Below are 10,385 nucleotides of genomic sequence, written 5' to 3' on the forward strand. Positions count from 1 at the left end.
ATCAGGATAAATCAATGACGTTAGTCGTTGAGCCTAGCAACCCTCTGCAACTCTCGTTGTTTGAGTGGATAAATGGTCAGGTAACTGGCTGTTCAGAATCCCCCACTATAGCCCGTAGGGTTTAGTGGGGGAGTATGTCAAAGAATCTGACAATACTGCACTTAAAACCTAGAGTAAAAGATATGGTAAAGAGAGAAATTGATGGACTATACTACATTACCCATATCGTTGCGATCTGGGATGGTGTGGTAGTGTACCTTGGCGTGGTTTATGGAATCTAACAATGTTTCACTTAAAACCTAGAGTAAAAGATATGGTAAAGAGAGAAATTGATGGGCTATATTACATTACCCATGTTGATAATCTTATTTCAATTTTACAGTATGGAATCTTATCTCACGCCGCAGTAGAAGCCCAAGGCATCAAGCCAAGTATTATCTATAACAGTTCTGTCATTGATAGAAGAAAGACCAAAGAGATAGAGGGAAGAAGTTTATGGAATTTCGCAAACTTATACTTTCAACCCAGAAATGCTATGCTTTACTCTTTGATCCGATCTCATTTTAAACACTCGGATTTGGTTATCCTTTTCCTGAAAAAAAGTATTTTAGATCGAAATGATATATTTATTTCTAATGGAAATGCTGCGCACCAAGAGACTCGCATACTCCCTGTTCGAGAAGCTAGGCAGTATTTTCAGAAATTAAAAGAGCAGGTTGATCAAGAATGGTGGAATGATCATGATGGTTCTAAGCGAAAACTGATGGCAGAATGTTTAGTGCCAGATAGGATTACCCCGGACTATATTCAAGGTATCTATGTGTCCACTCCAAAAGTTCTAGAAAAAGTCAAAAATCGCTTAAAAGATCAGACTAAGCTTGGAGTTGCGATGGATAAAATTATAATTTCAAGTGACCCAAAAATATTTTTTAAGCCTAACTCCAGAAGGAGGATTAAGAATATATCTATTGTTCAAGGTGATATGTTTTTTTCACAGTTGCAAACTTTAACAGTGAGTGTTAATTGTGTTGGGGTTATGGGTAAAGGGTTAGCTTCAACAGCTAAGTACAGATTCCCAGATGTTTATGTTGCATACCAAGACCTCTGTAAATCTAAGGTGATTAAAATGGGAAAGCCTTATGTATACAAGAGAGAAATATCTGCATTTGATGATTTGAGAGACAAAGATTTAAGTGATGCTCGTAATTGTTCAGATCTTTCGACTTGGTTTCTTCTCTTTCCGACTAAAAACCACTGGCGCAATCAATCATCTCTTACGGATATTGAACAAGGCATGCAGTGGCTTGTGGATAACTATAAAGACCAAGAGATTCAATCCTTGGCGATGCCTGCATTAGGTTGTGGATTGGGGGGATTGTCATGGGAGACTGTTGGGCCATTAATGTGTAGATTTTTGGTTCAGATGGACATCAATTGTGCTGTTTATCTACCAAGTGAAAGCGAAATTCCTGAAGCTTGGGTAACGCCAGAGTTTTTGTTGCCCGATGTAAAGTAACGCTCTTGAGAAAATTCTGAACTTTATTACAAAATGCATCGTAATTTGGTTGCCTGACCTAAGTATCTCAAAGCCCTATTCTGTTGTTACCGACATTCCGCAGGTTGACATTTTGTTTTTACTGTGCATTGCCAAATGTAATCGCCGTAAGCCTTGTGGGAAGAGACTTCTGGGATTTGCCAATTTTGAGAACTCAACGAGTGGCTTAATGTTCCGTAATAATTTGAGCGGCAACCTCCAAAGTCCAAACCTGCCATTTTCCAAGACTTTCAGGAAGCAAAAAATGAATGCATGCTTTGATTTATTTGTCAATCTGCGGAATGTCGGTTAATAAGCCATTAACAAAGCAATTAAGTGATTCCGTGATTTAGCACAGCCTAGGAGGTTGCAATGATTTCCACCACTGCCCAAACCCTAACCCTCATTCAATACTCCACCCGCTGGAATCCCGCGTTAAAGCCAGCCAAGCCTCAACTCATCGCCCACTGGGAAAAAGACGAAAACGGCAAACTCTACTGCCGCTGGATTAAATCCTAATAACGCTAGAGACTGCGATTGATCCGATCTGACGCACCCTACAGTTCAACTGTAGGGTGCGTCAGATTGATGAATTCATGGGGTGAAAGAGCAGCTTAACGGCTGACACACCGTTGATTGAGCCATGGATTGAATAACCTACGGCATGTCCGCTAAACGGTTCATCTAGACTGTTTCTTTCACCAACTTATTCCAGCCCAGATCCTTGAGATTGTTGTTACGACGCAGGGGACGGGTCGCCAATTCAAGGATGTCGCGGGCGTTGGTGAAGCCGTGGATTTGGGCAAAGGTGAACTCCACCGACCATTTCGTGTTGATGCCACGCGCTTCGAGGGGGTTGGCGTGGGCCATACCTGTGATCACCAAGTCCGGTTGTAGGTCGTTGATCCGCTGCAATTGGTTGTAATTATCGGGTTTTTCCACAATCCGGGGCATTGGTACGCCCATCTCAGAACAGGTTTGCACCAAGAAATCCAGTTCCGCTTTTTGATAGCGTTTGTCCATGTAGGGAATGCCGATTTCCGGGCAGGTCATGCCGCAACGAATGAGGAAGCGTGCGAGGGAAACTTCTAAAAGATTATCGCCCATGAAAAAGACAGATTTGCCGCGCACGAGTTCCAGATAGTCTTCAAGGCTGGCCCAGATTTTCGCTTCCCGCTCTTCGAGGCCTTGGGGTTCGATGTTGAAGACGGAGCAAATTTTTTCGATCCAGGCGCGAGTGCCGTCGGGGCCGATGGGGAAGGGTGCGCCGATTAGTTTCGTTTTGCGGCGGCGCATCAGGGTGGTGGCGGTGCGGGAGAGGAAGGGGTTAACGCCGCAGGTGTAGTAACCTTCTTCGATCACTGGCAGTTCGGTGTAGCGTTTGGCGGGGAGCCAGCCGGAGACTTGGACACCTTGTTTTTTCAGTTCGAGGGTGAGGTTGGTGACCACAGGGTCAGGTAGGGAACCGAAGAGGACAAGGGGGGGATGATCGGCGTATTCCGAATCCGTTTGGCTGACCTCGTCTTTTTGGCGGCCAAAGTTGAGGAGTTTTTTGATCGCGTTGCGTTCTTCTTTGTCTTCGGTTTTCACTTCGGCAGCGGTGGGGCAACGTTGGGCCATGGCGGCAAGAACGGTGTCTTCCCCTTGGGTGAAGGCGTAGTCTAGGCCATTGGCGCGGGCGACGACGATGGGAATCCCGATCTCGGCTTCGAGTTTGGGGGCGATGCCTTCCATGTCCATTTTGATGATTTCGGTGGTGCAAGTGCCGATCCAGACGATGACGCTGGGGTTGCGATCGCGCTTAATCTGCTCACATAACCGCTTCAATTCTTCATAATCATTCAACTGCGCCGAAATATCCGCCTCTTCCAATTCCGCCATCGCATAGCGCGGCTCGGCGAAAATCATCACCCCCATCGCATTTTGCAAAAAATACCCACAGGTTTTCGTCCCAATCACCAAGAAAAAACTATCCTCAATTTTTTGATAGAGCCAGGACACACAGCTAATCGGGCAAAACGTGTGGTAATTTCCCGTTTCGCATTCAAAATTCAGGGCGTTGGGTTGGTCTTGAGCAACGGTCATGGGGGTTAACTCCTTCAAATAGTGTGAATTTAGTGCGAATTAAATAATGTGAATCGAGGCGTTTAAAAATTCTGTCAGTGCAGCCTCTTCCCCCTCTTTTCCCCTCTCCCGCTGGGAGAGGGGCTAGGGGTGAGGGCATTTAAACCATCATCAAATCCAGTTCCGAATCCGCCGACTGTTTCGGGGCATCGGCGGGCGGGTTGAGGTAATAGTCCGACAGGAGCGAGAAGAGGTCGCGATCTTGGGCATCGTTGGGGACAACGCCTTCGGGATTGGCGAGAATTTGATCCGCGATGCTGAGGTAGTAATCGCAGACATAGTTCAGGGACGGATCGCGCTCGGCCATTTCAAAGAGGGTTTTACCCTTGACGCGGGACACGCGGATGTCTTCAATCAGGGGCAACACTTCGAGGACGGGCATCGGCACGGCTTCGATGTATTTTTCAATCAGATCGCGCTTCGAGGTGCGGTTACCAATCAGCCCGGCGAGGCGGAGGGGATGGGTGCGGGCTTTTTCCCGGACGGAGGCGGCGATCCGGTTGGCGGCGAAAAGGGCATCAAAGCCGTTATCGGTGACGATCATGCAGTAGTCGGAATAGTTCAACGGAGCCGCAAAACCACCGCAGACCACGTCACCCAACACATCAAAGAGGATGACATCGTATTCATCAAAGGCGTTGAGTTCTTTAAGGAGTTTGACGGTTTCGCCGACCACATAGCCGCCGCAGCCTGCCCCAGCGGGGGGGCCACCGGCTTCAACGCAGTCTACGCCGCCGTAGCCTTTGTAGATCACATCTTCGGGCCAGATGTCTTCGTAGTGAAAGTCTTTTTCTTGGAGGGTGTCGATGATCGTGGGGATGAGAAACCCGGTGAGGGTGAAGGTGCTGTCGTGTTTGGGGTCACAGCCGATTTGTAAGACTTTTTTGCCGCGTTTGGCGAGGGCGACGGAGATGTTGCAACTGGTGGTGGATTTGCCGATGCCGCCTTTGCCGTATACCGATAGTCTCATGGGTTTCTCCTCTGGGGTGGGGTGATGGGCGGGAATGGGGGGCAATTGCCGATCGCATTTCCGCTGCTGTTTCGCATTATTGACGAAGCGATGGAGAGTTTAAAGGGGGGGGAATTTTAGGAATGGGTGAGATTCGGAGTGTTTGGGCTTGAATCTGGCTCTAGGTCGTTTTTTGGGATTTTTATAACTGAGAAATTGATTTCTTTGAGTTTTCAAGAATTTGTAGTCTTGATTTAGATAAATCAAGACAATAGCAAAATGCCCAAATCTTAAATCTACCGGATTGTTGTTTAAAGTAAAATTACTCACTCCCATTCCTCGATGCGGTGGGGGGCGATCGCTCTCAATCCCGCACTGAATCAGGGCTGTCGGATTTTGCCTCAAAATTGGATGGCGATCGCATCACTTCAAAAACGGGACGAAAAAGAGACGCGATCGCCGCTTCGGTAAATATTGGTTAATTTTTCGCCGAATTCTCGTTACAGTCAGGCTGCTCACGTTTAAGACCGTAGGGTACAGTCAAAACAGGGATTTCGTTAGAGGCATTTTCACCCATGGCAACCCCCCAATCAGAGGCGATCGCATCCACCCTCTTCTTTACAGTGCTGGGCATCACCGTCGTCACCTATTTACTGCGGGGTCTGAGCCTGTTCTCGTTTTTGCCGGGGGGGATTCTCTGGATTTTGCTGTTGCTCTCGATTGGCACGGGCGTGTTTTATGGCATTGAGAAGACCCGACGGTTTTGACGCATCGCCCCTAGAAATCCGCCGCGATGCTCCGGTTCAATCAGATTCATGCGGTTGATGCGTGGGGATCGCCTGCATTAGCTTAAACTTGTGAAAGGACGCGAAAGAGTAAGGTAATTATGGATTCGGCCGTGCTGTGGCAACGTTATCAAGATTGGTTGTATGTTCACGCCGACCTCGGCTTGTATCTCGATATCAGTCGGATGCGCTTTGATGAGTTTTTTCTCAAGGCAATGCTCCCGAAATTTGAGCAGGCGTTTGAGGCGATGGAGGCATTAGAAGCAGGGGCGATCGCCAATCCCGACGAAGACCGGATGGTGGGCCATTACTGGCTGCGCAATCCTGACCTTGCACCCACGCCGGAACTCAAGGCCGCGATTACCGACACCCTCGACGCGATCGATGCCTTTACAACCAAAATCCACAGCGGCACGATTAAACCCCCCAACGCGCCCCGCTTCACCGATATTCTCTCCATTGGCATCGGCGGATCGGCCCTGGGGCCGCAATTTGTATCCCAAGCCCTGGCCCCCGTTGATGCGCCCTTAACCCTTCACTTCATCGACAACACCGATCCGGCGGGGATTGCTCGCACCGTGGCGGAAATCGGCGATCGCCTCGCCAGTACCCTCGTCCTCGTCATCTCCAAATCCGGCGGCACACCGGAAACCCGGAACGGCATGGTGGAAATCGAAGCCGTTTACACCGCCCAGGGCCTCAACTTCCCAGATTACGCCGTCGCGATCACGGGGATCGGATCGAAATTAGCAGCGATCGCCCAGCAAAACCACTGGCTCACCACCTTTCCAATGCACGACTGGGTAGGAGGACGCACCTCCGAAATGTCCGCCGTCGGCCTCGTTGCCGCCGCCCTCCAAGGCATCGACATTCACGCCATGCTGGCCGGGGCAAAAACCATGGACGATGCCACCCGCACCCCCGACCTCTACCACAACCCCGCCGCCCTCCTCGCCCTCGCTTGGTATTTCGCCGGCAATGGCAAAGGCTCCAAAGACATGGTGATTTTGCCCTACAAAGACAGCCTTGCCCTCTTTAGCCGCTACCTACAACAGTTGGTGATGGAATCCCTCGGCAAAGAGCAGGATCTCGACGGCAAGACCGTCTATCAAGGCATTGCCGTCTACGGGAATAAAGGCTCAACCGATCAGCATGCCTATGTGCAGCAACTCCGCGAAGGGGTTCCGAACTTCTTTGCCACCTTCATTGAAGTGCTAGAGGATGGCAACCCCAACGGGATCGAAGTCGAACCGGGCATCACCAGCGGGGACTACCTTTCCGGCTTGTTACAGGGAACCCGCCAAGCCCTCTATGACAATCAGCGAGATTCCATTACCCTCACGATTACCACCGTTACCGAAACCACCGTGGGCGCGTTGATTGCGCTGTATGAGCGAGCCGTGGGATTGTATGCCAGTTTGGTGAATGTGAATGCCTACCATCAGCCAGGGGTGGAAGCCGGCAAAAAAGCAGCGGCATCGGTGTTAAGCTTGCAAACCCAACTGGTGCAGGCACTCCAAGGGGCATCAGAACCACTGGCGATCGCAGACCTGGCCGCCGCGATCGATCAACCCGATCAAATCGAGACAATCTATAAGATTCTGCGCCATTTAGCGGCGAATCATCGAGGCTTGTCAATTATCGGCAGTTTTGGTGAACCGCAAACGTTAAAAGTGGCGTGGTCAGCGTAAACTCTAAGCTCATCTGAGGTGATTCCATGCCACTGTTCATCCTTGTCGCTGATGATAATCCGGGAATTCGCCAAGCCATTTGTGATTCTCTAGAATTTGGGGGCTACAGCGCCGTGCCGGCCTCCGATGGTCAAGAGGCCCTAGAGAATGTGGACACCTACCACCCTCATCTGATCGTGGCAGATATTAAAATGCCGCGACTCAATGGCTATGAGTTCATCAAAAAAGTCCGTCAACGCCCCGAATATCGTCTGATTCCGGTGATTTTTTTGACGGAGTGCAACGAAACCCAAGATCGGATTCAGGGGTATCGGGTGGGCTGTGATGCCTATTTACCGAAGCCCTTTGAAATGGATGAGCTTTTGGCGGTGGTGCGAAATTTATTGGAGCGATCGCAAATCATCCAAAACGAAGTGCGCTTCGCCCGGTCAGAGGAGGAAGCCACCCCCTCTCCCCGTACTGCCCCGGCGAGCAAATCAGAATCCAACACCATGGCCCGTTTTAACCTCGATGACCTCACAGAACGAGAACAGCAAGTCCTCGAACTCCTCGCCCATGGCCTCTCCAATAGTGATATTGGTATCCGCCTCCACCTCAGCCCCCGCACCATTGAAAAATACGTCAGCAATCTGCTCCGTAAAACCGAAACCAACAACCGGGCGAACCTCTCCCGCTTTGCCGTGGAACATCACCTCATTTCCTAGGCGGTAAATTCGGCGGACTGTTGAATCTGAGTGAGTAACCCCTGACAGGCATCCATCAAGAGGTCGATCACGTAGTTAAACCCATCGGGGCCGCCATAGTAGGGGTCGGGCACTTCGCGATCGCGATGATGCTCCGCATAGTCACACATTAAACGCACCTTATCCCCGTAGCGATCGTGGCGATCCATCGCCAGAATGTTGCGGTAATTGTCTTCGTCCATCGCCAAGATCAGATCGAACGCTTCAAAATCTGCTGGGGTGAACTGGCGAGCGGAGCCTTGGAGCGTAATCCCGCGTTGGGAGGCGGCGGCTCGCATCCGGCGATCGGGGGATGACCCCACATGATAACTCGACGTTCCCGCCGAATCACAAAAAATGCGATCGGATAAGCCCGCTTCAGCAATCAAATGCTGCATGATATTCTCCGCCGACGGGGAACGGCAGATATTACCTAAACAAACAAATAGCAATCGATAGGGTTTTGTCATGACTTCATCTCGATCGATAACCACAATGCGGTGTCAAAGCGTCTTCACTCATTACTCTCACCCCAAACCCCTCTCCCACAGGGCGAGGGGCTTCTGAAATCTGGACATGATGATTTCTGAACAAGCTGTATCTTCATCACTCGACCCCTATCATAGGTCTAGACGTGCTTTTGTGCTAACGTATTCTGCGAGATTCCTAGTGCTGTTGAGGCAAGTTCTCCCTATGTTCCGAACCTACCGTAATCCTTACACTCTGCGCAGAAAAAAAAATAAGTTTAAGTTTTGGCCCACGGTGCTTTGGCTCATAGTCGCCTTGGTTGGCTTGGAACTGGGTGCGAAAGCCCTCGTTTTGATGATGGGCAATCGCGATCGCATCAACGACATCGGCCCCAGCGCCAACAGCAACATTGACCGCCTCAACTTCATTTCCAAAGAGGGAGAGTCTCTCACCGGAATGCCCCAGGCGGGCCAACTCAAAGCCAAATCTAGTATTGCCGTCGGTTATGAACTCGTCCCCGACCAAAGCACCGAGATTTGGACGATTAACCCCCAAGGCTTTCGCGACAACGAACCCGTACCCCTGGAAAAACCACAGGGTGAAATTCGGATCTTTCTCTTGGGCGGTTCCACTGCCTTTGGTCAGGGTCTCAGCGACCCCACCACCCTAGTGAGTGAAAAATTAGAAACACGCTTCAAAGAACGCCTGGAGCAGCAACAGCGATCGCCCGAAAAATATCAACCCGCCACCTTACCCTTCACCGCCGAACAACGCCAAGCTGTCGCCAAACTCCCCCCCCGGATTCGGTCTGGCAACTATCGCATCATCAACGCCGCCGTCCCCGGCTACGCCTCCGGCAATCAACTCGCCCAACTCGCCCTCAAAATCCTTCCCTATCAACCCGATGTGATCGTCGTCTTGAACGGATACGACGACCTGATGCTTGCCTCTAACGAAGACAGCGTTGGCATCCCCGTGCGCAATCAGCTTCTCACGCAACCCGTGCGCCATTTTGGTCTTTTTGTCACCCAACCCGTGCGCGGCTTCATTCAAAACACCACCTTCGCCAGGGTGCTGCAATACTATTTCTTTAACTCCAATCCCGACCTCGCCGAGAGTAGTTTACCCGTGCGTCAAGGCGAGGATTCGTTAACGGACTATTTGCCCAGCCCCGATGACACCGAGGAATTGAGCCAACGGGTCGAACGCTACCGCAGCCACATCAAGCAGATGGTGCAACTCTCTGCCGGGGCACGAGTGCCATTAATCGTGGCCTTGCAACCGGAAATTACGGGCATTTCCCCCGAAAAACGCAGTGGGAACGTCGAAACGACCCGCATCACCGAAAATTTAGATGCAACCTACCAAGCCACCATTGCCGCCGCCTATCAACAGCTAGATGAGGCGAACAAGTCCCTAGAATCTGCCTATCCCAATAATATTCGCGTCTTCAATTACTACGATCTCTTTGATTCGATGGCAAATCTCGGCGCGTTTCAAGATACGGTTCATTTGACAGCAGTGGCACACCAAACCCTCGCAGAGCGGCTCTACAATGCGATCACAGGACTCCCGAACCTACAACAAAAACCGACTGAACCGGCCCGTCAACCCTGATCTGTTATGTCTCCTTGCGGTCTGAGCGATCGCACCCCCTCCCACCCCACCGGATTAAACATCAACCCCCGTTTAATCCGGAATCGCCCCCCAGCAGTGCGTAGACCTGTTACAGATACACCCTGAAAGTTTCTTCCTCTCCCTCGCCTCGGCAGGGAGTTTTGCTTTGGAACCCACAGCACAGCCAGATGATTAAGTTGATGTGGGCTATCTTTTCGCGACTCCAGCATTGCACTCTCTATGCCTAGCTACTCCTTATCCATAACCCAAGTTACGAATCTGGATGGGGGTATGAGTGAGCCTCTGGCTCACTCATACCCTGCATGGAATCAATCCTCTGTAGTGCGAGCTTCTAGCGGGTGCATCCCACTTTTGCAGATTCCCATGGCTCGCCAGGGAGCACCCTCATCCCCAGCCCTTCTCCCGCAGGAGAAAGGAGCCAAAAGCCCTCTCCTGAGGGAGAGGGTTGGGTGAGGGATTGCATAACTGGGATGC

The 10,385-nt window shown here is 50.7% G+C and carries 10 protein-coding genes; 7 read left to right on the forward strand and 3 right to left on the reverse strand.

Annotation, left to right across the window (positions count from 1 at the left end; all coding sequences use genetic code 11):
* Positions 1–283: 283 nt before the first annotated feature.
* Both PN477_RS16885 and PN477_RS16890 read left to right on the forward strand, forming a co-directional pair.
* A complete protein-coding gene (locus PN477_RS16885; RefSeq protein ID WP_272117492.1) occupies positions 284–1,516 on the forward strand; it encodes a DarT ssDNA thymidine ADP-ribosyltransferase family protein in 1,233 nt (410 codons plus the stop codon).
* Positions 1,517–1,906: 390 nt separating this feature from the next.
* Positions 1,907–2,053 carry a hypothetical protein gene (locus PN477_RS16890; protein WP_272117494.1) on the forward strand — a complete coding sequence of 49 codons (147 nt, stop codon included), beginning with the start codon at positions 1,907–1,909 and terminating at the stop codon, positions 2,051–2,053.
* 165 nt (positions 2,054–2,218) lie between these two features.
* Here the strand turns inward: PN477_RS16890 and PN477_RS16895 are convergent, their stop codons facing one another.
* Positions 2,219–3,619, reverse strand: coding sequence for a ferredoxin:protochlorophyllide reductase (ATP-dependent) subunit N (locus tag PN477_RS16895; protein ID WP_272117496.1), 1,401 nt, complete (start codon positions 3,617–3,619; stop codon positions 2,219–2,221).
* 139 nt (positions 3,620–3,758) lie between these two features.
* Positions 3,759–4,628, reverse strand: coding sequence for a ferredoxin:protochlorophyllide reductase (ATP-dependent) iron-sulfur ATP-binding protein (gene bchL, locus PN477_RS16900; protein WP_072623045.1), 870 nt, complete (start codon positions 4,626–4,628; stop codon positions 3,759–3,761).
* Positions 4,629–4,949: 321 nt separating this feature from the next.
* On the opposite strand from bchL, the gene PN477_RS16905 reads away from it, so the two are divergent.
* From PN477_RS16905 to PN477_RS16920, 4 genes are all read left to right on the forward strand, one after another.
* Positions 4,950–5,078 (forward strand): hypothetical protein, encoded by a 129-nt coding sequence (locus PN477_RS16905; RefSeq protein WP_272147482.1) that lies wholly within the window; start codon positions 4,950–4,952, stop codon positions 5,076–5,078.
* Between the two features lie 104 nt (positions 5,079–5,182).
* The gene (locus tag PN477_RS16910) at positions 5,183–5,374 is read left to right on the forward strand and encodes a hypothetical protein (protein WP_072620451.1); all 192 of its coding nucleotides are present in this window, start codon (positions 5,183–5,185) and stop codon (positions 5,372–5,374) included.
* Positions 5,375–5,493: 119 nt separating this feature from the next.
* Positions 5,494–7,083 carry a glucose-6-phosphate isomerase gene (locus PN477_RS16915; protein WP_272117500.1) on the forward strand — a complete coding sequence of 530 codons (1,590 nt, stop codon included), beginning with the start codon at positions 5,494–5,496 and terminating at the stop codon, positions 7,081–7,083.
* Positions 7,084–7,109: 26 nt separating this feature from the next.
* Positions 7,110–7,787 (forward strand): response regulator transcription factor, encoded by a 678-nt coding sequence (locus tag PN477_RS16920; protein WP_272117502.1) that lies wholly within the window; start codon positions 7,110–7,112, stop codon positions 7,785–7,787.
* Here the strand turns inward: PN477_RS16920 and PN477_RS16925 are convergent.
* Positions 7,784–8,275, reverse strand: a complete 492-nt coding sequence (locus PN477_RS16925; protein WP_272117503.1) for a low molecular weight protein-tyrosine-phosphatase — start codon at positions 8,273–8,275, stop codon at positions 7,784–7,786. The two genes, PN477_RS16920 and PN477_RS16925, sit on opposite strands and share 4 nt — an antisense overlap.
* Before the next feature lie 313 nt (positions 8,276–8,588).
* Between PN477_RS16925 and PN477_RS16930 the strand changes: the two genes are divergently transcribed.
* A complete protein-coding gene (locus tag PN477_RS16930; protein ID WP_272147484.1) occupies positions 8,589–9,890 on the forward strand; it encodes an SGNH/GDSL hydrolase family protein in 1,302 nt (433 codons plus the stop codon).
* Positions 9,891–10,385: the final 495 nt, after the last annotated feature.

It is taken from the genome of Spirulina subsalsa CS-330 (assembly GCF_028330765.1).
Classification (GTDB): Bacteria; Cyanobacteriota; Cyanobacteriia; order Cyanobacteriales; family Spirulinaceae; genus Spirulina; species Spirulina subsalsa_A.